We start from the raw sequence: 24,643 nt of genomic DNA, 5'->3' as shown, positions 1-24,643 counted from the left end.
CCCGTACCCAACATCCCCGCGATTCCCGGCATGAACCCCGGCATCTTCGTGATGGGCGGAGGGGGCAACGGAGGCGGGAGCGGGTCGGGCGGCGGCAAGGGGTCGAAGAACGGCCAAGGCTCCGACGGCAGCAGCGGAGGCAGCGACGCTGGCGGTGGCGGTAAGAGCGCCTGCGGCTCGCCGGGGAAGGATGGCGGCGGATGCCCGCAGCACCACGGCGGCAAGAACAGCGGCGCGGCGTCGCACGGCGATCCCATCGACGTGATCACCGGCCGCGTGTTCACCGCGCCCGTCGTGGACCTCGCCCTGCGCGGGCCGCTGCCGCTCGAGATCGCGCGCTCCTACTCCACGACGAGCCGCGAACGGGACATCGGCCTAGGGCACGGCTGGACGCACACGTTCGCGTGGGAGGTGGAGCTGAGCCGCGGCGGGAGCGCCAAAGTCTGGACGGAGGACGGACTCGACGTGCCCTTCGGCGTCGTCGAGCGGGATACGGGCGTGATGGGGCCGCACGGATGGGTGCTCCACCGGCACGAGGAGGGGTTCGCGCTGGACATGCCCGACGGCACGCGGCGGATCTTCGAGCCGGACCTAGGCGAGCCGGCGCGCCGGCGCCTCCACCTCACGGCGGTCGAGGACCGCGCCCGGAACCGGATCCAGCTCCACTACAGCGGGGCATCGCTGTCGCGCATCGTGGACTGCGTAGGACGGACGATCCGTGTCCTGACGACCCGCGAGGGGCGGATGGCGGCGCTCGGGGTCGTGTGCGCCTCCGGACGCGTCGTGCGCTTCGCGACGTACGAGCACGATCCCGCAGGAAACCTCGCCAAGGTGACCGACGCGGACGGGCACGCGACGGCGTACATGTACGATGACGACCATCGGCTCGTCTCCTATCGCTTGCCGACTGGCCAGACCTTCTTCTTCCGCTACGACGACGAGGGCAGAGGCGTCGAGTCGTGGGGCGAGCATGAGAGCGGCATCGATCCGTGCCTCGCCGACGACCTGCCCGAGCTCCTCGCCGACCGGCGCACCAGGGCCAAGGGCATCCACCATGTCAAGGTCGAGTATGGCCCTCACGGCTACAGCGAGGTCGCCGACGCGGCGTGCACATTCCGGTACGTCGGCAACGAGCACGGCAAGGCCGACAAGGCGGTAGCGAACGGGCGCGTCTTCGCCCGGACCTACGATGCGCGCGGCCACCTGACCTCGTACACGGACGCGATGGGCGCGACCACGCGCTGGGAACGCGATCTGTTCGGCAACGAGACGCGTGTCGTCGACGCGCTCGGGCAGGTGACGTGCATCGAGCGCTTGCCGAACGGCGACATCACCCGGATCGTCGATCCTGACGGCGGCGAGACCGTCGTCGAGTACCTGAAGGACGCGCTCCTCATCAAGGATCCCACCGGCGCGCTGTTCGAGGTGCGTTACGACACGCGCGGGCTGCCGGTTGAGACGATCGCCCCGAACGGGCGGGGCCGGCGCTACCGCTACGACGATCACGGCAACTCCGTCGAGGCCTCGGACGAGCGCGGCGTGGTGCTCTGGCAGGCGACATACGACGAGCTCAGCCGATGCACGTCGGTGCGCGATGAGGCCGGCGCGGTCACCCGCTACCGGTACAGCGAGAAGGGGCTGCTCCTCTCGGTGGAAGAGCCTGGGGGCCTCATGTGGCGGTTCAAGCACGACGGTCTGGGCAACATGATCGAGGAGGTCGATCCCAGCGGGCGGCAGACGGTCCTCGTGAGGGGAGGCACGGGCTCGCTCGCCGAGGCGCGGCTGCCCGACGGGAGCACCGTCCGGCTGCGCTACGACCGCAAGGAGCGGCTCGTCCGCATCGTCAACGCGCACGGCGAAACGTATGCGTTCGAGCTGGGGCCGACCGGCCTGAAGCTGGGCGAGCACACGTTCGACGGGCGCGAGATCCGCTACGATCACGACCTGGCGGGCCGCGTGGTGCGGGTGTCGTTCGCGAACGGCCACGAGGTGTTCCTCGAGCGCGACCTCCTCGGGCGGATCGTGAAGCGGACGCGAGCCGACGGCAGCGAGGAGACGTTCGAGTACGACTTCCGTGATGACGTGCTGGCCGCCGAGAATGCGTCCGGGAGGGTGGAGTTCGTGCGCGACGCCGGGGGCGCGATCGTCAAGGAGCGGCAGATCGTCGACGGCCAGGGGTTCGAGGTCCACGTCGAAAACGACGCCATCGGCCTCCCGGTGCGCCTACGGACGTCGCTCGGCCATAGCGCGGAATGGCGGCGGGACTACGCAGGGCGTCGCTTCACGGTGCGGCTCGACGGGACCGAAGAGATGGCGGTGCGGCTCGACCGCGCAGGGCGCGAGATCGAGCGCGCGCTCTCGCGCGGCGGGCGTGTGCTGCTGCGCTACGATCTCGCGGGCAGGCTCGCCGAGCGGTACGTGACATCGCCGGCGATGGAGCAACGCGCGCGCCCAGGGGAGCCCGCGTGGGTGAGCGCGCCCGAGGCCGGGGCGACCATCTATCAACGCATGGAGTACAACGGGTCGTCCGAGCTCACAGCCCTGTGGGACGCGCGCTTCGGATTGACCCGCTACCAGCACGACGCGCTCGGACAGCTCCTCGCCGCGGTCCCGGAGGGCACGCGCGGCGAGCTCTTCGCCTATGACCCGGCTGGCAACGTGCACGACGCGAGCGAGACGGGCGCGGGCCGGGAATACCGCGGCGGCGACGTGCTCCTACGCGCGGACGCGATGGCGCTTCTTTGGGATGAGTTCGGAAGGCTCGCCGAACGGCACATGCAGACCAGCGCTGGCGAGCGCGTCACATCCTACAGGTGGGCGGAGGCGGGCACGCTGTCCGAGGTGATCTTGCCCGATGGGAGCGTGGTCAAGTTCACCTACGACGCGTTCGCGCGGCGGCTCAAGAAGGAGGTGTATCGGAGAGCGGTCGACGGTCGCTGGGCGCTGCTCCGGCGCACACGCTTCTACTGGCACGGAAACACGCTGCTGCACGAGACCACCGAGGCCGACGCGGTGAGGTTCGAGCGGCGCTACTGCTTCGGTCCGGACGGCGAGCCGTGGGCGCACCGGGAGATCGTGCGGCGCGGCGGCGAGCTCCACGAGGGGGCGTGGGTCTACTATGTGAACGATCTGGCGGGCTTCCCGGAGCGGCTCGTCGACGGAGACGGCCAGATCCTTGCCGAGATCGCGAGGACGGCGTGGGGAGCAGCCGCGATGCGGGAGGGGGCGCAGGCGGCGACGCCGCTGCGGTTCCTGGGGCAGTACGCCGACGCAGAGACGGGGCTCCACTACAACCGCTACAGGTACTACGACCCCGCGCTCGGCCGGTACATCTCGCCGGATCCGGCGGGACCGCTCGGCGGACTCAACGCGTTCGCGTACGCCAGGAACAACCCGTTCGATTACGGGGACCCGTGGGGGCTCGTCTATACGCGCATCGTCGACAACAGCACGCGGCCGGCGACGGTGCTGTACGAAGGATACAACATCGACGAAGCAAGGCACAAACGACCTGAGGCGGGCGGACAGATCCCGCACGATTACCACAAGAACTCGTGCGCAGAGACCCAGGCGCTCCAGCGCATGAAGAACGACATCAAAGCCGAGGTCGAAAGCGAGCAGAGCGCGGCGAAAAAGAAGGGAAGCAGGAAGAGCCCGTTCACGCCGATGACCCCTGAGGAAAAAGAAGCAGAAGTGAACCGCCGGCTCAAAGCAAAATTCGACAACCCCAACATAGCGATCGAAACGTTTCAAACAAAAGGAGGCAATCGCGTCAACCCCTGCGACCTCTGCCAACAAATGTTCGCGAACCTCGAGATCAGCCATGCGGTCGTCGGCGAGGAGGGGAAGCGCGGCAAATTCGGCAAGTACAGACGAAGATAACGTTGCATCTTTCTCATGCTGAGGAGAGCCCGATGGTGGGACGGTTCTTGGGAGAAGGCCAGTCCGGAGCGCTGAGCGCCCTCCGTTCCTGGCACGAGGCAGGGCGTCCGGCGGCGTGCGTCGTCCACGGCCCACCCGGCACGGGAAAGAGCACGATTGTTGAGCGCTTCTTTGGCTCGATCACGGTTCCTGGGACGTTGAAGCTCCTCGTGCACGCCGGACGCGTGTTTGGCGCCGCCTTCGAGGAAGAGGCGCTCGCGCGGCTCTCGGCCGGCCCCTGGCCCGAAGGAACAGGGTTTGACGAATTTCACTTCGGCGTGCGATCGAGCCTCAGAAATCGGATCGTGAACTGGGATGGCGACGACGGCCAGCCGCAGCTCCTGATAGGTCTCATCTCCCCCGACGCTTGCGTGGACTGGCCGGATGACGCCCGCTGCTCGGTGCTTGGCGAATTGGGGCCAGCCGCCCGTGTCGTGGTGGCGGTCTCTGGCGCGCGAGACGTCGCTGAGCGGTGGGCAGAACGGTGCGGTTTCCACCCCGAGAGCGTGGCGTATGTCTTGGTCGACGGGTTCCGCATGGACGAGATCGACCCGCCTCTCCGCGACCAACTCGCCTGGGCGGCGATCGATGGGCCAGGTCCAAGCGCCTATGTAGACACGGCGGCGACGTCGCTCGGCGACCGCGGCGCCGAGCGGCTGGCGATGCTCGTATCCCTGGTCGCGTGCGCGTTCGCACCGCTCGACATCGCCGAACTTGCGTCGCTCCTCGACACACAGGCAGACGAGGTAGCCAGATGGCTCGACGCGCATGGCGACATCATCGGCTCGGTGCTCCAACGGCGCACGGAGGATCACCGGCTCCGCTTTCATCACGAAGTGTTGCGCGCCGCGTGGGTGGCAGCGAGACCGGAGCAAGCCGCGCTCGCCGCTCGGCGGTTCGCAGAAGCTGCCCGAGCGTTCGTCGGCGCCTGGGAGGACATCCGCTCACCCGAGCTCGGCGCGGTCACCTATCTCCGCCGTTACGCCGGCGACCACCTCGTCGGATTTAGCGCGCGGGACGCCGATCTCCTCCCGCTCTGCGATCCGCGGTGGGCCTGGCCGCGCTCACGAGAAGATCTCGCGGCGCGCCGTACGGAGCTTGTGCGCGTGCGACGCTCGATGGCAGCGCAGCTTCACGCGTCGGACGCGCTGACGCTCCCGCCCGAAGCGGTGACCAGCATCGTGAGGCTCGCGATCGCGCAAGGCGCGCTCGCAACCCTGCATCACGCGTGGCCCCCTGGAGCGGACCAGCCCGACAACGAGACGTGGAACGACACGCAGCGAGCGCTCGCCGTCGCGCTCTTCGGGCTGGCGGCGCACGCTTCTCCACCGATCCGCGAGCGCATCACAGGGCGCGCGCTGGGCGTGGTGCGGCAACGCGGCTCGTCCTGGTGCGGCGATGGATGGGAAGATGCGTCGGCATTGCTCGCAGCGGCGCGCGCGGCATCGGGCGATGAGGCAGCGATGTGGGCGCGGTGGGCGGTCTCCGCCACGTGGCGCGCAGAGAAAGGGCCCGACATCTACTTGGATGCGTGGCTCACCGCCGCCAACATCCTGCCGCCATCCGAGGCTGAAGCCCTCGTCCAGCAAGCCATCGAGCGCGCGCTGTCGAGCGCGAAGCCGGGGCACGCGCTCGCGTGCCTCGCCGCGGCGGAGTTGCTCGGCCAGGACCAGGCGCTCGCCCTCTTTCGCGCGGCGCTGCCTCTTCCACCGACGTCGCGCGCGAACGCGCTAGCGCCGCTCTTGCGAGTACTTCCCGACGACGAGCGTGTCCGCGCGGTCTCGATGTCGTTCGATGCCTTCTTCGTCGACTACGACGAGGACGCCGAGAGGCACGACACCGACGCGTGCACCGCGGCGCTGCTTCCGTTCCTCGGGCTCGCCGAGCTCTCCAGGCTAGTGGAGGAGGCCTCCCCTCTCCCCAGCGCCGTGGCCGTGCGCTTCGCCGAGCTCGACGCCACTGGGCGCACGATCGACGTCATCCGACAGCTCTGTGGCGGCGGCATCGACGGCGCTCGGCCGCTGCTCCGCGCCGCGGCGACCGAGGGCGGCCGCTCCCTCGTGCAAGCCGCACGCAAGGCGGTGGCTGCGCTCGATCCTGCATGGGTCGCCGCGGGGCTCGTGTGCGATCACCCAGCCGAGGCGATCCGGGTGCTCGGGCTCGAGGCCGCGGTGGAGATCGCCGAACGAGGTGGCGGAGGCGGCTCGGAGGCCGCGCGTATCATGGCGCTCGCGGCGCTCTGCCGCGCTGGTCCCGAGCCGTCGCGCCCCGCGCTCGCCGCGCGCGCCGTCGCTGCCTACCACGACGACCCGGGCACCGACGGGCTGGAGAGCGTGGTGCGCTGCGCACCCTGGATGTCACTGGCGGACGCAGCGAAGCTGTTCTCCGTGAGCCTCGGGGACGCAGCCGATCAGGTCACGCTCGTCGCGACCCTGAGCCGCTGGGGCGGCGTCGAACAGCTCGCGCCCCTCATCGCGCGCATCGGCGGGGACGACGCGCTCGCCGCCGTCGCCGACGTCCTGCCCGAGGCGCTCCGGTGGATCTCGCGGGCGGAGGCCGGCTAGAACGTCGACTCGGACCCGCACCCCTCGCTTCGGGTCCGAGGTGGGCGATCCGCCGACGAAGTGGAGTAACAACCTCGTCTACAACTGGGTGTTCCACTGCGGATACACCCCGGAGAATCAGAGGTTCCACTCGAACCTGCGCGGCAATTACCACGTCGCCGGTCCCTCGACGCCGGTGGCTCGACCCGAACGACGCGAGCCGCGACCGTCGATGGCGAAGCGCCCGCAGCCTGCCGTGAAGAACCCTGCGCGCCTGGGTAATGTATTGCCCCCCAAGCAGGGGTCGCCGCGCTGACCGCTTCGCACCTCGCCCCCGCGAAGAAGTCGGTGCATTCTGAATTCTCGGAATTCTCGGATGCGCGGCGCGCGCCCCGACACCGTCTCGCAGGGCACGACGCGTGCTTTATCGCCTCCGGCGCCCGCGAAGCGCCTGATGAATCGCTCGCGTACAGCGCGGGCGGCTTTGCCGCCGTGGAGCTCCTTTGCCTCGTGAGGGTGCTTTGAGACGACGTCCGCCTCGGATTCACGCGTTGCTCGCCCCCCTGTCGGCGGCGATGCTCTGGTCCGCGCCTGCTCGCCCCGGCGAGCCGCCGCAGCTCTCCTGGGACAAGCCCGTTCGCTGCATCCGGTCGCCAGACGGCGGCGCGGTGCGCGTTCAATGCGAGCCAGGCCCGGACGGCGAGCGCTGCCTCGTCGCGCCCGATCACCTGGCCCACGACGGCGGCGCGCTCGACAAGGTGCAGCCGTGCAACGTCATCGAAGACGCCTCGGCCTACCGGGCCCTGACCGCGCGCGGCGCCCGCCTCGTCGCCGCGATCCCCGAGTCGCCGCCGGGCTACGCGCGCTCGGCCGAGGGCAAGGCATTTCAGGTCAAGTTCGATCTGCTGAACCGGCTTTACCTGGGCGCGTCCTGGCTGCCCACGTTCCATGGCGAGAACGGGCTCCCCGTGCCCGCGAGCTTCCCCCTGGGCCGCGGGAGGGCCGAGGCCGGCATCCACGTGAGCGTGCTCTCGACGCGCTCCCGCGCCCGCCATGACCTGCGCATCCTCGAGGGGTCGGCCACGTTCGACGATCTCGAGCTCTCCGGGGTGCTCCTCAGCTACGATTACCAGCACCTGCACCGGCGGCCGGCCCACTGGCTCAGCACCTTCGTCGGCAAGCCGCGGCTTCACGCGATCTCGCCGCGGATGGGCTGGGGCTTCCGGGTGGTGTCGGTGAACGACCGCCCTCCCGCGCGCCGCGACACGCTCGACGTGGAGTTCGGCGAGGTCCACCTCGCGTGGAGTCCGTGGCAGTCGAACGACATGTACAGCCACATCCGGCTCGAGGCGGGCGCCGATCTGGGGGAGTACTGGGAGCGCCGATCGGAGATCGACGACGGCCTGGATACAGGCGCTTTGTACGTCGGCCCGACGGGCGCCCTCAAATCGCGCTTCAGCCTCGGCGAGGGCGGCCTCCACGCGCTCTCGACCGCGTTCACCTACCGGCGCCCGAGCATCGCGGCCGGGAGCGGGAGGGGAGAGGTGATGAACCGACTCGAGGCCACCATCGCTTACGAGGGCATCCTCCTCGCGATCAACGATCAGCCCATCTCGCTGCGGCTCGCCGCGATGGGGGTGAGCCGCAACGACCTCGACAGCGACATTCGCGACGTGGAGGTCAAGGCCGCCGCGGGCCTACGGGTGTCGTTCTGGGCTCCCCCACGGGTGTTCGAGCCGATGCCCGTCTTCGAGGACCCGTGACGGCTCGGCGCCTCGCCGCGCTGCTCGTCCTGGCGGCGGCCGCGGCGCTCTCCCCGCGCGCCGGCCGCGCCGAGCCGGCGCGCGAGGAGAGCGAGGAGAGCGAGCGCGCGGGCGGCGGCGATACCGCTGTTTCCGAGGAGGGCCGGCGCTTCCGCGTGCGCTTCGACCCGGCGAGCCGGGTGTGGCTCGGCGTCGCGTCCGCGCTGCACCGGGGCGCGGGCGGGGCGATCGCGATCGAGCCCGAGATCGACGCGGGCCTGTCCTACCGCGCGCGCAGCGTGACGGGCTCCGGGCCTGGCCGCGTGGTCTGGCAGGCGGATCACCGCGTCCTCGCCGGCCGGGTGTCTCCGGCGGGGCAGGCGCTCGACGGCGTGCCCGCGCTCGACGCGGCCCTGTACGGCGCGTCGTTCTTGCGGCACGACGAAGCGCCGCGGGTGGTCTTGCCGATGTCGCCGCCGATCGCGGTCCCCTTCCCCTTCGACATCGGCGTGGAAGCCGAGGTGGGCCGGGTGAGCATCCCCTCGATCCCGCGGCGCCAGGGCGACGGATCCTCGGCGCCGCTGATCCGGCTCGGCGTGGCGCGCGCCACGGCGATGCTCGATCCGTGGCGCACGGGCGAGGCGGGCCGCAGCTTCGAGATCGGGCTCGGGGTCCGTTACGACATCGACGCTTACGCGGAGTCCCCCGCTCCCCAGGCCGCGCCCGCGCGCCGCACGCTCGGTGAGCCCAGGGTCGTCCACCGGATCGCACCCATGACCGCGGGCTCGCTGCGGCTGCGGCTCCAGAGCGGCGACGGGCTGACGGTCTTCGATGGTCGAGGCGACGTCGTCCCGCACTGGACGAGCGAAGAGCGCTGGCGAGTCCTCGTGCGCTCGGCCGCGCACGTCGAGAGGATCCTGGCCGCGATCGACGATCAACCCATCGCCGCGGTGTTCGAGGGCGAGTACCGGCTGCTGCCGCCCGCCCTCGATGTGCAGGCGGTCCATGATCTGCGCGTGAGCCTCGGGCTCGCGTTCACGCTGGCGCTACGTTAAGGCGACGACCGGGTTGAAACTGCCAGAAGAGAGTGTGCTGCCTCGTGAAGCGCGCGCGATCGGAGCTCAGCGGAAGGCGTCGCGTGTCAGCGTCCCGATCACGCGCGGCTCGGGCGCGTGGGGGTTCGGCGCCCACTCGACGGTCATGCCGAGCTTGCGCATCACGGCCTGCGACGCGAGGTTGTCGGGCTCGGTGGTGGCGATGACGTGGTCGAGGCGCTCCTCGTCGAACAGGTGGCGCACTACCGCTCGGGCGGCCTCGGCGGCCAGGCCCCGGCCGCGCAGCTCGGCCGCGATGAACCAGTACAGCGCGACATCCGCGCTGGCGACGCCGCCCGGACCGCCGCGCAGCGAGTCGACGAAGGGCACTACGCCGACCACGCCCACCAGCGAGCCGTCCCTGAGCGTCACGGCTCGCTCTCCATACGGCGGCTGGTACAGCTCGGCCAGGAACTTGGTGCTCAGCACGCACCACTCGAGCCACTCTTGGCGCTGCTCCAGGCTCATTCCCTGCTCGTCGCCGCCATCCAGGATTCGATGGCAGGCATCCAGATCCCCGCGGGTGAAGGGGCGGATCCGCAGGCGCTCCGTCTCGAGCTCGGGCATCACGCGGGGCATAGAGTCTACCCCCGCCGCCGATTCTGCTGTGCGCCGGCCCAGGCGCCGAACAGGGTGCCACCGATCGTGAGGACCGTCGTGACGAGCGCCAGCGTCACGGAAGTCCCGTCTCCCACGAGCACCCATCCCAGCACGAGCGAGAGCGCGATGAGCACCCACGCCAGCCGGTACTCCATGTGCCGCGCGGTGCGGGCGCAGGTGTAGCCACCGATCGCGGAACCGAAGGTGCCGATCACCGTGAGGGTGATCGTGAAGCCCTCCGAGGGCGACGTGAGTGCCTTCGCGAGACCGTCGTCGGTCGCGCCCATGGAGGCAAGGAACACCGCATAGGCGAACAAGAACGCAATCCCGAGCACCATCGTGAGCCCGAGGTCTGCGAGCAAGCCGAAGAGCAGCGCCTTGCCGGCGGATCCGTGCGCCCGCGCCGGCCCAAGGCTGAGGCTCGCCTGCGGGGGCTGGAAAGGATTGGGGGCCGGCCTCTCGCTCATGGCGGGGGCAGTCTCGCCGCTTGCGCTCCCCGCGGTCAACGGGCCGGGCCGCCCGCCTTCGCCCCCTCGCAGGCCGCCGCCATCCCCGGGCCCGCGACGCGCCGCGAGAGCCGCCGTATTCACGTACCAGTATTCGGTCGCCGCGCTGCAATTACCGACATTCAACTGGTCTCCTTGTTGTGTGAATGAACCTCGACCCAGCGCCGCCGGCCATACCCCTCCTGGCTTCGCCAGCGGAGGGAAAATCGTCTCAAGGGGCATGGATCCGCGCTCAAGTGAAAGCACGAAGTGCACGCTGATGAGGTGCACGCTGATAATGATGAACCATGGCGCTCGCGCTGGTCGTGGGGTTCCTGCTCGGCTATTTCGGCTCGATCCCGGCGGCGGGGCCGCTGGCCGTCCTGCTCGTGGCCGCCGCGCTCGCGGGGCAGCCCCGGCGCGTCCTTCTGCTCGCCATCGGAGGAGCCTTCGCGGAGGGCCTCTGGGCGCTCGCCGCGGCGCGCGGGCTCGGGTGGGTCCTCGAGGCGCACCCCGCGATCGATCGCGCCCTCCGGACGGGCGGAGCGGCGCTCGTCGTGGCGATGGGCCTCGCCCTGGCGCTCGCGCCGCGACGCGCCTCGGAGGCGCCCTCCTCCGGGCGCGCGACATCGGCGCTCTCGGCCCTCCTGACCGGGTTCCTCCTCGTCGCGTTCAACCCGTCGTTTCTGGCGTCGTGGATCGCCTCGTGCGCCGTGCTCCGCGCGTACCCTGCCCTCGCGCCTGCGGTCGCGCCGGCCCACGCGGCCGCGCTCGCGGTGGGCGCAGCCGCGGGCGTGGTGAGCTGGTTCGCGACGCTCGGGCGCTTGCTGGCGCGCTACCGCGAGCGGCTCGGCGCATGGCACGGGCGCCTGGTGCGCGGCCTCGGCTGGGCGCTGGTGGCGCTGGGGCTCGCGGGGCTCCTGCAGCGGCTCGCGTGAGATCCGTGCCCTGTGTGGACGCCGGTCGCGCGCCCGCATAACGTCGTTCAGATGCGGGTAGGCGCCGGCAGCCTGCGTCGTCCGGTCGTATGAACGCCCTTCATACCCCGGTATCGGACCGCGCGGTGAGCCCTCGGTCGCGCGCCTCGGGTGCGTCGCCGCGCGCGATCTATCGCAGGCTGCGGGCCGGCGAGCCGGCCCCGGAGGATCTCGCGGACGAGCCCGCGCCGGAAGCCGCGGCCCCCGACGGCATCGAGGCGTTCTTTGCGGCCCTGACCGCGCTCCGCGATGAGGACGAGCGAGGCGCCGCGCCCGGCGACGAGAGCACCGACCCGGCGCGGGCCCTGCTCGGCTACGCGCCGACCGCGCTGCTCGACGGGTGCTGGCTCGCCGCGGTGGTGCGCGTGCGCCACGCGGACGGGGCGCTCGGCGCGGCCTGCCTCGACGCGTTCTATCTCGAGTGCGGCGAGGGCGACCCCGCGCGGCACCACGGCGCCCTGTACGGCGCCGCGCTGGCCGCCGCGGGGCTCGCGCTGCCCGATCTCGGGAGCCCCGCGTTCGAGCGCTCCGCCGGCCTCGCCGACGCGGACTTCGCGCTCGCGATCCCGGGGCTCCGCGTCGCGCAGATCGGGGCCGCGAGGCTGCCCGAGGCGCTGGGCCACCACGCGGCGGCCACGGTGCTGGGCCCGCCCGCCGCGGTGCGCCGGGCCGCGTCGCGCGCGCGCTGCGACGGCCTGTATTTCGCCGAGCACGCGGAGGGCGCGGAGACAGCCCGCCGGGCCCGCGATCTCGCGCGACGGTGCCTCGAGGCGCACGCCGCGGGCGGGGCGCCGGACTGGTCGCGCGTGTGGCGCGGCGCGTGGTCGCTCTGGGCCGCGCGGCGCGCGTGGCTCGCCTCGCTCCGGCCCGCCGCCCCGCCGTCCGCGTGGGAGGCGATGCTGGCCCTCGTCGAGGCGAAGGCGCGCCACGCGTTCGGATTTCACGGCCGCGTCCGGATCGACGGACAGGCGCTGGACGACGCGCTCGATCCGGCGCGGGTCGATGCGCGCCGCATCCTCCTGCGCCTCGCGCGCTCGCCCTGGATCGTGCCGGGGAGGCCCGACGAGAGCCCGCTCGTCACGCGCTCCGTTCAGTTCGGCGGGCCGATGTTCGGCGTGTTCACCGACGCCGAGGTCGACGTGATGCGCGCCTGGATCCGCGCGCTGATCGAGGCGCCGGAACCTCCGGCCGCCCTCCGCGTGACGCGCGGCGCGGACGAGCGCGCCGGCTCGCCGCGCGTCGATCACGAGGACCCCTCGATCGACGTGAATCGCCGAGGAGGATCCACCCCTCGCGCGCAGGCGCGCGCAGGGCTCCCCTTGCCGGATCTGTACCACCGGCTGCTCTGCGCCCGCGGGCCCGGGGACGTGGACCGCGACGCGGGCGAGCTAGCACGCGCACACGCCGAAGCGATGCTCCGCGAGGTGCACAGCGAGGTGTCCCCCGCCCGGCTCGCCGCGGATGGGCGCTGGCCCTGGTCCGCCGCGGGGCTCTCGCGCTGGGTCGACGCGCGGCTACGCGAGCAGATCTTCGAGGAAGGCCACGCCCACGCGCGGTCCACGGTGGGACCGCATGCGGCCGCACACCCCGCGCGCGACCGCACGCAGCCCACGGACGACGCGGGCGTCGCACGCGAGATCACCCGCGACGAGGCCGTCTGGCTGCTCACCCAGCTCGCGCCGGCGGCCGTGATCGACGGCGCCTGGCTCCAGGGCATGACGGCCCCCGGCGCGTTCCACACGCCGGTCGCGTCGCTCCTGCTCCGGATCTACCGCGACGAGCTCGGTGCGGGCGCGCCCGCCCAGCACCACGGCAACGTGCTGCGCAGGGCGCTCGCGGAGCAGGGCGTGACGCTGCCGCCGTGCGACGCGCGCGCGTTCGTGGAGCGGCCCGACTTCCTCCCGCAGGCGTTCTCGATGCCCGTGCTCTGGCTCGCGTTCGCGCAAGGGTCCACCGAGCTCTTGCCCGAGCTGCTCGGCCTCAACCTGGCGATCGAGATGGCCGGCATCGGCCGCGGGTACGCGATGGCCGCCGCGCTCCTGCGGCGCCACCGGATCGACCCGTACTTCTTCGACCTGCACAACACGATCGACAACGCCGCGTCGGGCCACACCGCGTGGTCGATCGAGGCCATCACACGGCTCATGGACGCCTGCGCGGCGCCCGGCGACGCGCTCGCGATCGAGCGCGCAACGCTGCGGATCTGGCGCGGATACGCCGCGTACGCGCGCGCGAGCCGGCCGCTCGTGCGCGCCGTCGCGGTGCGCCTCGGCCCCCGCCTCGGCTGGCGCTGGCTCCGGCGGCATCTGCTCGGGGACACGGGGAGGTAACGCTCGATCATGTGCGGCATCGTCGGAGCGCTGGACCTCGCCGGGCGACGCACGTTCGATCCGGCGCGCCTCGACCGCATGGCGGCGAGCGTGCGGCACCGCGGCCCGGACGACGGCGCCTCCTTTTCAGCGCCAGGGATCGCCATGGCCACGCGGCGCCTCGCCATCGTCGACGTCGCGGGCGGCCGCCAGCCGATGACCGACGCGGGCGGCCGCGTGTGGGTCTCCTACAACGGCGAGCTGTTCAACCACGCCGAGCTGCGCCGCGAGCTCGCTGCGCGCGGGCACACGCTGCGCACGCGGTGCGACACCGAGCTGTGGCCCGGGCTCTACCTCGACGCGGGCGAGGGCGCCTTCTCCCGCGCGCGCGGGCAGTTCGCCGTGGCGCTCTGGGATCGCGAGGCGCGCACGCTGCTGCTCGGCCGCGACCGGATCGGGATCTGCCCGCTCCACTACGCGGTGGCGGACGGCTGGCTCATCTGGGCCTCGGAGATCAAGGCGATCCTGGCGAGCGGGCTCGTGCGCCCCGAGGCCGATCCGGCGGGCATCGACCACGTCTTCTCGCTGTTCGCCGCGGGCACGCAGCGGACGTGCTTCCGCGGCGTGCGCTCGATCTGGCCCGGGCACTACCTCCGCGCGCAGGGCGGCGCGGTGGAGCAGCGGCGCTACTGGGACCTGGATTTCCCTGCCCAGGGCGAGGAGCGGCGCGTCGCCTCGCTCGACGCGCTGATCGAGGAGACGCGCGCCTGCCTGCGCGACGCCGTGCAGCGCCGCCTCGTCTCCGACGGCCCGGTCGCGACGTACCTGAGCGGCGGGCTCGACTCGACGCTGGTGCTCGGCCTCGCCCGAGAGGCCCGCGGCGACGCGCCCATCGCGTCGTTCACCGTCGGCTTCGACGGCGCCGGGCCCGACGAGCGCCGCCGCGCGACCCGCAGCGCGGCGCGCCTGGGCGCGCGGCTCGAGACCCTGGTGCCCTCGCCGATGGACATCCTCGAGGCCCTCCCGCGCGTGGTGGAGGCCGCCGAGGGCCCCGTGATGGACACGGCCGACGGGTGCGTGCTCCTCCTGGCCGAGCGCGCCGCGCGCCGGGGGTTCAAGGTCGTGCTCACGGGCGAGGGCGCGGACGAGGCGATGGGCGGCTACGTCTGGCACAAGACCCACCGCGCCATGGAGCGCCTCGCCCGCGTCCACCCAGCCCTGCCGCGCGCGATCCGCGACACGCTGGCCGAGCTCGCGGCGCCCGGCACACCCGCGCCCACGTTCCAGGCCCACTTCGGCGACGTTCGCCCGAGCCTCCTCGACCTGTACGAGCCGCTCTCCCGCGCGCGCTGGCTGTTCTATTCGGATACGATGGCCGAGCGCGTCGCGGGCCACGACCCGTTCTCCGAGCTCGACATCGCGCCAGCGCGGATGCGCCGCTGGGATCCGCTGAATCGGTCGCTCTACGTGGAGTACAAGCTGATGCTGGCCGGACACCTCCTGGTGGGCAAGGGCGACCGCGCGGCGATGCACTCGGGCGTGGAGCACCGCTACCCGTTCCTCGACGAGGCCTTCGTCGACCTCTCCAGCGGCCTCTCGCCGGCGTACAAGCTCCGCGGGCTGCGGGAGAAGTGGCTCCTCCGCGAGGTGGCGCGGCGGGTGCTCCCGCGCGACGTCGCCGACCCGCCCAAGGGCATGTTCAAGGCCCACGCGCTCTGCGCGCTCGGGCCCCAGCCCCGCTGGATCGCGCAGCTCGTGAGCCCCGAGTCGCTGCGCAAGACGGGCTACTTCTCGCCCGCGAAGGTCGCGCGCGAGCAGCGCTTCCAGCGGATCCTGCCTGCGCTCGCCCCGCGGCGGATCGTCGCCGACGGGAGCTACACCGCCGTGGTCACCACGCAGCTGTGGCACCACCTCTTCCTCGGCGGCGGGCTGTGCGAGCTGCCTACGTGGTCGCCGCCAGCGCCCACGGCCGGCCCAGCGCCCGCGGCCGCAGACGAACGCGCGGTCGCATCGATCGAGAGGACGGTCCCATCGTGAGCCTCCAGATCTCCGCCGATCCCGCGCTCTCCGGCCACGAAGGCAGCCCTCGGACGCCGCCCCACGACGGAGAGGCCGCCGCGAGGGAGGAGCGGCTCCACGCGGCGGTGCGCCGGCGCTGGGACCGCATCGACTGGACGCGGCCGATCCCGCCCGAGGCGCTGGTGATCCCCGAGGCGCACTACATGGACGTCGCGGGCCTCGGGCTCACCGAGCGCCAGCGCGTCGCGATCAACCGGCTGTTCGCGTGTTTCACGTGCGAGCTGTTCATCCACTTCGAGGGCTACGTGATCCGGTACCTCGAGCGGTCGGCCCACCGCGCGCCGTACCTGTCCGCGCCCGTCGTCGCCCGCTTCGTCGCCGAGGAGCGCACGCACGCGGAGATGTTCGGCCGGCTCCTGCACAGGCTCCGGCCGGATCTCTACCCGACCGACGCGGCCCCGCCGCGCTTCCTGCGCTGGGGCCGGGGCGACGACGCGGCGCTGCGCCTCGCCCCGGCGGGCACGTTCTTCCTGCTCGCGTGGTATTTCGAGGAGATCACGCTCTTCGTGCCGCGGGCGATCGAGGCCCGGCCCGATCAGAGCGCGGCGCTCGTCGCCGAGATCATGGCCCTGCACGCGCGCGAGGAGGCGCCGCACGTCGCCATCGACGAGCGCGTGCTCCTGCACCTGAACGAGCGCTGTCCGCGCTGGCTCGCCGCGATCCAGACGGCCCTCGCGCTGCCCTTCCTTGTGTACGTCGACGGCGTGGTCGGCGACGCGTGGCGCCGCCTCGTGGCCTCGGCCGGCAGCGAGCTGGGCCTCGACGCCGCGCAGCGGCGGCGGCTCGGCGCGCGCGCCCCGACGCAGTCCGATCGCTGGGGCACCGAGAGCTTCACGCGCAAGCTGGAGGGCCGCGGGCTCGCGGGAGCGCGGCCCCTCTGCTGGGCGCTGCGGCGCGCGCTGCGCACGGATCCCGCGTGAGCTCCGGGCTCGCGTACATCGGCGACAGCCACGGCATCCTCTCCGCGTGCCGCGACCTCATCGAGGCCGCCGAGCGGAGCGTCGTCCTGCAGATGTACCTCTTCGCGGCCAACGGCGACCAGACCACGCTGCTGCCGCGCCCGGGCGCGTTCCCCTACGCCGACACGGTCGCCGACTGGCTCATCGCCAAGAAGCGCGCGCGGCCCGACGTGACCATCGTCGTGATCCTGGACAGCAACACGCCCGCGAACCCCGCCCTGACGCGCCGCCGCGGCGCGCCGGTGCGGAGGCGCCTCGCGGACGCGGGCGTCCTCGTGCTGAACGCCTGCCTGTTCGGCGCGCGGTTCGAGGGGCGCCGCCGGCTCCTGCCCCGGATGAATTTCCACCTCGACCACGCGCGCGTGTCGATCGAGGACTGGGTCGAGCACCAGAACCGCTGGCAGGTGCTGCACAACGTCGAGGACCACCGGAAGAACCTGGTGATCGACGGCGGGCGCGCCGGCGCGATCACGTCGCACAACTTCATCGACGCGGCGTTCGACTGGCACGAGAACCTGTTCTGGCTGACGGGCGCCGTGGCCCGCCGGCTCTGGCGCGTCGCGATGGCGGCGATCGGCGAGGCGCTCACCCTCCCGCAGGCGATCGGCGACGAGGGCCGCGCCGCGCTCCACGCGCTCGTCGCAGACGCCGCGCGCGCCGCGGCCAGGCCCGACGATCTCGGGACCGAGGGCGCCTCCCTGACGCCCACGCTCGCGCCGGTGCCGGGGTACGCCGGCGGCCTGCGCGTCCCCCTCCCCCCGCCCGGCGCGCTCACCGCCGCGGGCGACGAGACGTGCGCGCTCGTCGAGCACGAGGCGATCCGCGAGCGCCTCACGGACCTGTTCGACGGCGCGGAGGCGGGCGACGAGCTCCTCGTCGCGACCACGTACCTCTCGGACCTGCCGATGCTCGAGGCGCTCGATCGCGCGGCGGCGCGCGGCGCCCGGGTGCGTGTGCTGATCGACTCCATCGACGCGCTCCCGCTGCCCCCCGCGGCCGGGTGGCTCATCCGCAACCTGGTCAATCACCACGGGATCACCCGCGCGATCGAGGCCGAAGCGCGGTGGCCCGACCGCTTCGCGCTGCGCGTCCACGACTCGCGCGGCGGGGCGATGATGCACCTCAAGACGGCGGCGCGGCTCGGCGCTCGGCCGATGCTCGTGGGCGGCCAGGCCAACTTCACGCCCAACTCGTTCTCGCGCGCGTGGCTCGAGACCGACCTCGAGACCCGCGATCCGGCCTTCGTCGCCGCGTTCGCGGCGCACTTCGAGCGGCTCTGGGATCTGCCCGCCTCGCGGCGCGCGTCGAGCGGCCGGGGGTCGTGGGCGCGCTCGGCGCTGCTGGGCGCGTTCGAGCTGCTCGGCCTCCGGCCCTGACGCGCTCAGCGGAGCATGCCGATCACCAGGGCGGCGATCGTCGCGTCCGCGACGATGTGCGCGAGCACGGGCGCAAGGAGCCCGCGGGAGTGCTGCCGCAAGACGCCCAGCATCACGGCCCAGCTGCCCGCCAGGAAGACGCCCAGCAGCCCCCGCGGGAACCCGTGCGCGTGCTGCGCGCCGAACGAGGCAGCCTGCAGGACCACCGCGACGCGCGCGCCCCACGCCGCCGCGAGGCTGGGCTGGAGCACGCCCCGCCAGATCACCTCCTCCAGCGTGGCGTTCAGCACGGCAAAGACCGCGCCTCCCGCGATGAGCAACGGCGTCGACACCTGGAGCAGCTCCGAGCCGGTGATGTCGCGGAGGTCGGGCCGGGCGAGCGCGAGCCACGCGACGAGCGCGACCGGCGTGACGCCGCCGACGAGCGCCGTCCAGCGCTTCGGGAGCCCGCCGGCCGCGCGCCACCCCTCGGGCGGACGCAGCGCGGGCGCGAGCCGCGCGAGGCCGCCGTAGGCCGCGAGCGCCAGGATCATGGCGAGCTGCCATACGACGCCGAGGCGCATCGCCACCACGATGCACGCCACGAGCGCCGCGACGGCGCGCGCCGGCCCCTGCGCCACGCGGGCCGCGAGCAGCGCCACCAGGGCCGCGGCCACGGCGACGGCGAGCGTCGCGCGCGGGAACGCGGGCGCGTCGAGCGCGGCCTGGAGCGCCAGGAGGCCGAGGGAGACCAGGCTCAGCGCGCGTTCGGCGCGCGCCTTCGGCTCGGAGAGGGCCATCGAGGACTCTTGCATCTGGACCGCGATGATGCCTCTTTCCCAGACTCAGGAGCGCGCGATGGTGGGGCGGTTCTTTGGAAAGGGTCAGTCCAAAGCGTTCGAAGCGCTGCGATCCTGGCACGAAGCAGGCCGCCCGGCGGCGTGCATCGTCCATGGGCCGCCCGGCGCGGGAAAGAGCACGGTCGTCGAGCGCTTCTTCGGCTCGATCGCGAGCCCTGGGACGCTGAAGCTCGTCGTCCACGCTGGGCGCGTCCATGGCGCAGCCTTCGAGGAAGAGGCGCTCGCACAGCTCTCGGCGGGCCCGTGGCCCCAGGGCACGCCGTATGACCCGCATCACTTCGGCGTCCGCACGAGCCTCGTGAACCGGATCATCAACTGGGACGGCGAGGACGGCCAGCCACAGCTCCTGATCGGCCTCATCGCGCCCGATGCGTGCGTGGACTGGCCGGACGATCCTGGCCGCTCGGTCCTGGACGAGCCAGGGCCCGCCGCGCGCGTGCTGGTGGCGGTCTCCGGCAGCCGCAGCGTCGCCGAGCAGTGGGCAGAGCGGCTCGGCTTCGGCCCCGAGAGCGTGGAGTACATCCCGGTCGACGGGCCCCGCCTCGAGGAGATCGACCCGCAGCTGCGCGAGAGGCTCGCCTGGGCCGCGGTCGACGGTCCAGGTCCACGCGCCCACGTGGAAGCGCTCGCGACCTGCCTTCGCGATGGCGGCGCAGCGCGGTCAGACATGCTCATGGCGATCCTCGCGTGCGCCTTCGCGCCGCTCGACGCCGCCGAGCTGGCGCCGCTCCTCGGCGCGCGGGCCGCCGAGGTGACGGAGTGGCTCGACGCGCACCGCGACGCCGTCCATGCCGTGCTCGAGGGGTGCGAAGAGGGTCACCGGATCCGCTTCCGTCACGAGGCGCTGCGCGCCGCCTGGGCGCAAGCGAACCAGGAGCACGTCGCGCTCGCGGAACGACGGTTTGCCGAGGCGGGTCGAGAGCTCGTTCGTGCATGGACGAGCGCCGATACGGCCGAGCGGGGCCCCGTCACCTACCTCCGTCGCTACGCCGGCGATCACCTCGTCGCCGCGGGCGCGCCGGACGCCGACCTGCTCCCGCTCTGCGACCCGCGCTGGGCGTGGCCGTGCTCGCGCGACGATCTCGCTGCGCGCCGAGCGGAGCTGGCCCGCGCGCGGTGCACCCTGGCGGCGCGGCTCGACGTGTCGGACGCGATCGATATCCCGTCCGAAGCGATATCCAGCGTCGTGAGGCTCGCGATCGCGCAGGGCGCGCTCACGACCTTGCACCACGCATGGCCTCCACAGACGGACCAGCCCGACCAAGGTGCGTGGAACGATACGGAACGCGCGCTCGCCGTCGCGCTCCTCGCGCTCGCGGAGCGCGCCTCTCCATCGCTCCGCGAGGGCATCACCGGGGGCGCGCTCGACCTCGTGAGGCGGACCGGCGCGGCATGGCGCGGCGATGGCTGGGAAGATGCGCTGGCATTGTTCGCCGCGGCGCGCGCTGCATCCAGGGACGAGGCAGCGACCTTCGCGCGGTGGGCGGCGTCGGCGATATGGCGCACGGAGAACGGGCCCGACCTCTACCTGGCCGGGTGGCTCACCGCCGCGAGCTTCTTGCCGCTGCCCGAGGCGGAAACGCTCGTCCAGCAAGCCATCGAGCGCGCGCTCTCGAGCGCGAGGCCGGGGGGCGCGCTCGCGCAGCTCGCCACGGCAGAACGGCTCGGCCCGGACCAGGCGCTCGCCCTCTTTCGCGCCGCGATGTCCCTTCCACCGACGTCGCGCGCGAACGCGCTGGCGCCGCTCCTGTCACAGCTGGCCAGCGAGGAGCGCGCCCGCGCCGTCTCCGCGTCGTTCGATGCGTTCCTCGTCGACCACGACGAGGGCGCCGAGTTGCATGACATCGACGCATGCACCGCGGCGCTGCTCCCCTTTCTCGGGGTGGCCGAGCTCCGCAGATTGCTGGACGAGGCCCTCCCGACCGCCGGCGCCGTGGCCGTGCGCTTCGCCGAGCTCGGCGCGCCCGGGTGCGCGCTCGACGTCATCAGGGAGCGCTGCGGGGGTGGAATCTTCGCCGCTCACCCTTTGCTGCGCGCCGCGGCGACCGAGGGCGGCCGCTCCCTCGTACAAGCAGCGCGCGAGGCGGTGGCCGCGATCGATCCGGCCTGGGTTGCCGCGGGGCTCGTGCGCGATCACGCGGCCGAGGCGATCCGGGTGCTCGGGCTCGACGCAGCGGTGGACGTCGCGGAGCGCGGCGGAGGCGGCTCGGAGTACACGCGTATCACGGCGCTCGTGGCCCTGTGTCACGCCGCCCCCGAGCCGTCGCGCCCCGACGTCGCGGCGCGCGCCGTCGCTGCCTATCACGATGACCAGGACACCGACGGTCTGGCGAGCGTGGTGAGCTGCGCGCCCTGGATGTCGGTCCCGGACGCAGCGAGGCTGTTCGCCATGAGCCTCGGCGAGGAGATCGATCGGGCCGAACTCGTCTCCACCCTGAGCCGCTGGGGCGGCGTGGAGCAGCTCGCGCCGCTCATCGGGCGCATCGGCGGCGACGATGCGCTCGCCGCCGTCGCCGACGTCCTCTCCCACGCGCTCCGGTGGAGCTCGCGGGCGCGCGCCGGATAGCGCGGTCCCCTCCGCCCCCCGCCGCTCTACTCGCGCGGCACCAGGCGCGACAGGACGACCCCCGGGATCGACGCCGCGAACGCGATCGCGAAGAACGCCGTGAACCCCGCGCTGGCGGCCAGGTAGCCGCTCGCGCTGCCGGCGAACGTCGCCGAGACGGACATGAGCGCCGACCCGATCGCGAAGTGCGACGACTTGTACCCGTCCACGCAGCGCCGCATCAGGAACACCGCGAGCACCGCCGTCCCGACGCCGGCGGCGAGCTGCTCGAGCGTGACGAGCGCGACGACCCACGGGAGCGCCGGCCGCGCCCACGCGAGCGCCACGTACAGCAGGATCGCCAGGCTCTGCACGAGCGCGATCGGGAAGATGGTCCGCGCGAGCCCCCACCGCTTGATGATCACCCCGCCGAGGATCGAGCCGGCGATCGAGGCGACCGTCCCGACCCCGCCCACGTTGCCTCGCGCCGCCGTGTCGAGGCCGAGGCTCTTCAGCAGCGGCGACGACATCGCGAACATGAGCGCGTCCCCTGCCCGGTAGCAGAGGATGAACGCCAGGCTCGACGCGATCTGCGGCTGCCGCAGGTACACACGGAACGGCTCGATGTAGCGCCGCAGCCCGGTCGCTCCGGGCGCGGCGCCGGCCCCGGGCGTCGCGGCCGGGCGCGGCAGCCCCGCGGCGTGCGCGATCGCGAGCAGCGCGAGCCCGCCTGCCGCGACCGCGAACGCCGCGCCAAAGGACGCCCAGCCCGCGAACGCGACAAGCAGCGCGCCCGCGAGCAGCGCGAGCCGGTACGCGCCGACCCGCAGCCCGGAGAACGCCGCCTGCGCGTCCTTGTCGAGCGCCTGCAGGTAGAAGCCGTCGACCGCGATGTCGTGCGTCGCCGCGGCGACCGCGACCGCCCCGAACAGCGCCGCCACGAGCCATATCGCGCCGCTGTCCGCCGCCGCAGCGAGCCCGAGGACGATCGCGACAAGCGCGATCTCGACCGCCACGAGCCAGCGCCGCGGGCTGCCGTGGAGGTCGACCAGCGGGCTCCAGAGGAACTTGAGGTTCCACGGGAGCCCGTAGAGCGACGTCAGCCCGATGATCTCCAGGCTCGCCCCCGCCGCCGTGAAGAACTCCCCCGCCACCTTGTGCGCGATCGCGTAGGGCAGGCCCTCGGCAAAGTAGGTCGACGAGATCCACAGGCCCCGGCGCGCCCCTCCCGCCACCGCGCCGGGCGCCGCCGCCACGCCGGACGACGCCGCCTCACCGGGCGCCTCCGAGGAGGCGTCACGCCTCGGCGCCTCCGCTCCCGGCTCGGGCAGCGCGGCGCGCGCCGCGGCCGCGGGCTCAACGGGCTTGTGGGATGTAACGGCAGCCTCCACGCCTTCTCCGCACCCTTACACGATGCGTCCCGGGACGGAGCAAGTTCCAGGACGCCCGACCGCCGCGCCCGACCGTGGAAGCAAACACGACGCCGTGAGGCCGCGGCGCCGTGAGGCCGTGAGGCGGCGAGGACGCAGCGGACGCCATCGCGAGCGACGCTGTGGTATCGGTCCGGCATCTGGTTTAAACGGTGAACTGCATGCGACGGGCTCACGCTCCCTCGGTGTCCCCCTGCCGTCACGGCGGCGACGCCGATCGTGGCGCTTCGTGCCGCTCCGGCCGTGCGGCCGCGCTCGCGCGCGCCGACCTCGCGCCGACGCGGCCGGCGCCTTGCTCATCTCCGGTCTTTCCGAGGGAGCCAGCGTGAACGAGTACACCCGGCGCGAGGAGGTCCGCGCCACCTTCATCGCCTCGGCCATCCTCGTGCTGTGCATCGCCGTGGCGGTCCTCCGGCTCGTCACCGTGGAGGGCAGGCTCGTCCCCGACCCGGGCGCGCGGCGCCAGGCCGAGGAGTCCGAGGCCCGCGTCGCGCCCGCGCGGGCGTGCGCCCTCGCCGGCGAGAAGCTGATCGTTGAGATCGACCTGTTCAAGGCGGCCGCGAAATCGGCGCGCATGCCCGACCCGGGCGAGGCGCCTCCCGCGCCGCCGCCGCCGCCGGCGACGAGCACGAAGGGGCGCGCGCCCCGCAACGCGCCGCCGCCGCCGAAGCCCAAGGAGCCGGACAAGCAGGGCGCGTGGGCCTCCGCCCAGCCGCTCTACAAGCAGATCAAGACCCTGTCGGGCTGCCGCGAGGCGACCGAGGCGCTCCTCGGGGCTCGGGTGAACGCCATCCCCGCCTGGGAGGCCATCGCCAAGGCGGCCGCGATCACGCCGCCGGGCGCCGCGGAGGCCGAGCAGTTCGAGGCGGCGAAGCAGCTGCTCTCGCTCGTCGCCGACATCCCGGCCGACAAGGTCGCGCAGGCCACGAAGGACGCCGAGGCGGCGTTCAAGGCGAACGCGGAGCGCGACCGGGAGCGCGCGCTCACCGCGATGGTCCGCGAGCCGCTGCCTCAGGGCGTCTTCTCGCGGCGCGTGGCCGTGAGCGTCGGCGTCGGGCTGACGGTCTGCGCGCTCTTCATCAGCTACCTGGGCGTGCGGGCCGCCTCGATGCGCCGCCTCGCGACGCTGCTCCCGCTGCGCGACGCGGTCCGCAGCGGGCGCCCGGGCATGCAGGCCGCGGAGATCCTGAAGACCGCCGCGACGCACAACAGCGGCGAGCCCGGCCTCGTGATCGGCGCCGCCATCGGCGGGTTCTCCGCGGCCCTCCTCGCCCCGAGGGACGCCGACCTGTTCGTCGCGGGCGTCATGGCGGGCCTCCTCATCGGCCTCGGCGCGCAGTGGGCCTTCCGCCTCGCCCTCGGCGCGAGCCGCTGGCGCGCCCGCACCACGGAGCTCGCCGAGGTCGAGAAGCCGGCCATCCCCATCGTGCTCGTCCTGAGCGGCGTGAAGCCCGGCCTCGAGCTCGAGTTCATCCAGTTCCTCCGCTCGCTGCCCCCCGTCGACGCCGCCGCGGCGGTCGAGAAGCTCGCCTCCCAGGCCGAGGAGCGCATCCTCGCCGCCGCCGACGCGGGCGCCGCCCTCACCCACGGGAAGCCGCCGCCAGGGTGACGCCGGCAGCGTGACGCCGGCCGGCGCGAGGGGTCGCGCCTCCCTCCGCACGACCACAGAACTCCCGCGGGGTGTCCCCGCGAACACAGCGCGGCGGCGGCCCTGCACCGAGCGCTCGATCCGCACGCCGTTCCA

15 protein-coding genes are annotated in these 24,643 nt (G+C 73.0%); 11 read left to right on the top strand and 4 right to left on the bottom strand.

Features of this window, described 5'->3' with window-relative positions; genetic code table 11:
* The first annotated feature begins 30 nt into the window (after positions 1–30).
* The 4 genes from WMF46_RS11430 (at position 31) to WMF46_RS11415 (ending at position 9,261) form a co-directional block, all read left to right on the top strand.
* Complete coding sequence (locus tag WMF46_RS11430) at positions 31–3,882, top strand: RHS repeat-associated core domain-containing protein (RefSeq protein ID WP_437985640.1); 3,852 nt, start codon at positions 31–33, stop codon at positions 3,880–3,882.
* 32 nt (positions 3,883–3,914) lie between these two features.
* Positions 3,915–6,485 (top strand): hypothetical protein, encoded by a 2,571-nt coding sequence (locus WMF46_RS11425; protein ID WP_437985639.1) that lies wholly within the window; start codon positions 3,915–3,917, stop codon positions 6,483–6,485.
* 530 nt (positions 6,486–7,015) lie between these two features.
* Positions 7,016–8,227: a hypothetical protein gene (locus WMF46_RS11420; RefSeq protein ID WP_437985638.1), complete on the top strand. Its 1,212-nt coding sequence runs from the start codon at positions 7,016–7,018 to the stop codon at positions 8,225–8,227.
* Positions 8,224–9,261 carry a hypothetical protein gene (locus WMF46_RS11415; RefSeq protein ID WP_437985637.1) on the top strand — a complete coding sequence of 346 codons (1,038 nt, stop codon included), beginning with the start codon at positions 8,224–8,226 and terminating at the stop codon, positions 9,259–9,261. Before WMF46_RS11420 ends, WMF46_RS11415 begins: the two co-directional genes overlap by 4 nt.
* 66 nt (positions 9,262–9,327) lie before the next feature.
* Here WMF46_RS11415 and WMF46_RS11410 read toward each other — a convergent pair whose 3' ends face one another.
* Entirely contained in the window at positions 9,328–9,867 is a 540-nt protein-coding gene (locus WMF46_RS11410) for a GNAT family N-acetyltransferase (RefSeq protein ID WP_437985636.1), read from the bottom strand.
* Positions 9,868–9,884: 17 nt separating this feature from the next.
* A complete protein-coding gene (locus WMF46_RS11405; RefSeq protein ID WP_437985635.1) occupies positions 9,885–10,367 on the bottom strand; it encodes a hypothetical protein in 483 nt (160 codons plus the stop codon).
* A gap of 326 nt (positions 10,368–10,693) precedes the next feature.
* Here WMF46_RS11405 and WMF46_RS11400 point away from each other — a divergent pair, with 326 nt between their 5' ends.
* The 5 genes from WMF46_RS11400 (at position 10,694) to WMF46_RS11380 (ending at position 18,085) form a co-directional block, all read left to right on the top strand.
* Positions 10,694–11,323 (top strand): LysE family transporter, encoded by a 630-nt coding sequence (locus WMF46_RS11400; RefSeq protein WP_437985634.1) that lies wholly within the window; start codon positions 10,694–10,696, stop codon positions 11,321–11,323.
* 125 nt (positions 11,324–11,448) lie between these two features.
* Positions 11,449–13,692: an iron-containing redox enzyme family protein gene (locus WMF46_RS11395; RefSeq protein WP_437985633.1), complete on the top strand. Its 2,244-nt coding sequence runs from the start codon at positions 11,449–11,451 to the stop codon at positions 13,690–13,692.
* Between the two features lie 9 nt (positions 13,693–13,701).
* Complete coding sequence (asnB, locus tag WMF46_RS11390; RefSeq protein ID WP_437985632.1) at positions 13,702–15,708, top strand: asparagine synthase (glutamine-hydrolyzing); 2,007 nt, start codon at positions 13,702–13,704, stop codon at positions 15,706–15,708.
* Positions 15,705–16,670 (top strand): diiron oxygenase, encoded by a 966-nt coding sequence (locus tag WMF46_RS11385; RefSeq protein WP_437985631.1) that lies wholly within the window; start codon positions 15,705–15,707, stop codon positions 16,668–16,670. The genes asnB and WMF46_RS11385 overlap by 4 nt, the downstream gene beginning before the upstream one ends.
* Positions 16,667–18,085 carry a phospholipase D-like domain-containing protein gene (locus WMF46_RS11380; RefSeq protein ID WP_437985630.1) on the top strand — a complete coding sequence of 473 codons (1,419 nt, stop codon included), beginning with the start codon at positions 16,667–16,669 and terminating at the stop codon, positions 18,083–18,085. Before WMF46_RS11385 ends, WMF46_RS11380 begins: the two co-directional genes overlap by 4 nt.
* Before the next feature lie 5 nt (positions 18,086–18,090).
* Here the strand turns inward: WMF46_RS11380 and WMF46_RS11375 are convergent, their stop codons facing one another.
* Positions 18,091–18,864, bottom strand: coding sequence for a CPBP family glutamic-type intramembrane protease (locus tag WMF46_RS11375; protein WP_437985629.1), 774 nt, complete (start codon positions 18,862–18,864; stop codon positions 18,091–18,093).
* A gap of 25 nt (positions 18,865–18,889) precedes the next feature.
* On the opposite strand from WMF46_RS11375, the gene WMF46_RS11370 reads away from it, so the two are divergent.
* Complete coding sequence (locus WMF46_RS11370) at positions 18,890–21,490, top strand: hypothetical protein (protein WP_437985628.1); 2,601 nt, start codon at positions 18,890–18,892, stop codon at positions 21,488–21,490.
* Between the two features lie 26 nt (positions 21,491–21,516).
* Here WMF46_RS11370 and WMF46_RS11365 read toward each other — a convergent pair whose 3' ends face one another.
* Positions 21,517–22,860, bottom strand: a complete 1,344-nt coding sequence (locus WMF46_RS11365) for an MFS transporter (RefSeq protein ID WP_437985627.1) — start codon at positions 22,858–22,860, stop codon at positions 21,517–21,519.
* Positions 22,861–23,224: 364 nt separating this feature from the next.
* Between WMF46_RS11365 and WMF46_RS11360 the strand changes: the two genes are divergently transcribed.
* Positions 23,225–24,508 (top strand): hypothetical protein, encoded by a 1,284-nt coding sequence (locus WMF46_RS11360; RefSeq protein ID WP_437985626.1) that lies wholly within the window; start codon positions 23,225–23,227, stop codon positions 24,506–24,508.
* The last annotated feature ends 135 nt before the right edge of the window (positions 24,509–24,643 follow it).

This window comes from Sorangium sp. So ce117 (assembly GCF_051524395.1).
Classification (GTDB): Bacteria; Myxococcota_A; Polyangia; order Polyangiales; family Polyangiaceae; genus Sorangium; species Sorangium cellulosum_B.
The sequence above is the reverse complement of the archived record's forward strand: the minus strand, read 5'-3'. Positions and strand labels throughout refer to the sequence as shown.

Coding starts and splice junctions, on each gene's coding strand:
- WMF46_RS11430 (WP_437985640.1), top strand. CDS start 31: ATGAACCCCGGCATCTTCGTGATGGGCGGAGGGGGCAACGGAGGCGGG.
- WMF46_RS11405 (WP_437985635.1), bottom strand. CDS start 10,367: ATGAGCGAGAGGCCGGCCCCCAATCCTTTCCAGCCCCCGCAGGCGAGC.
- WMF46_RS11425 (WP_437985639.1), top strand. CDS start 3,915: ATGGTGGGACGGTTCTTGGGAGAAGGCCAGTCCGGAGCGCTGAGCGCC.
- WMF46_RS11375 (WP_437985629.1), bottom strand. CDS start 18,864: ATGGCCCTCTCCGAGCCGAAGGCGCGCGCCGAACGCGCGCTGAGCCTG.
- WMF46_RS11400 (WP_437985634.1), top strand. CDS start 10,694: ATGGCGCTCGCGCTGGTCGTGGGGTTCCTGCTCGGCTATTTCGGCTCG.
- asnB (WP_437985632.1), top strand. CDS start 13,702: ATGTGCGGCATCGTCGGAGCGCTGGACCTCGCCGGGCGACGCACGTTC.
- WMF46_RS11370 (WP_437985628.1), top strand. CDS start 18,890: ATGATGCCTCTTTCCCAGACTCAGGAGCGCGCGATGGTGGGGCGGTTC.
- WMF46_RS11410 (WP_437985636.1), bottom strand. CDS start 9,867: ATGCCCGAGCTCGAGACGGAGCGCCTGCGGATCCGCCCCTTCACCCGC.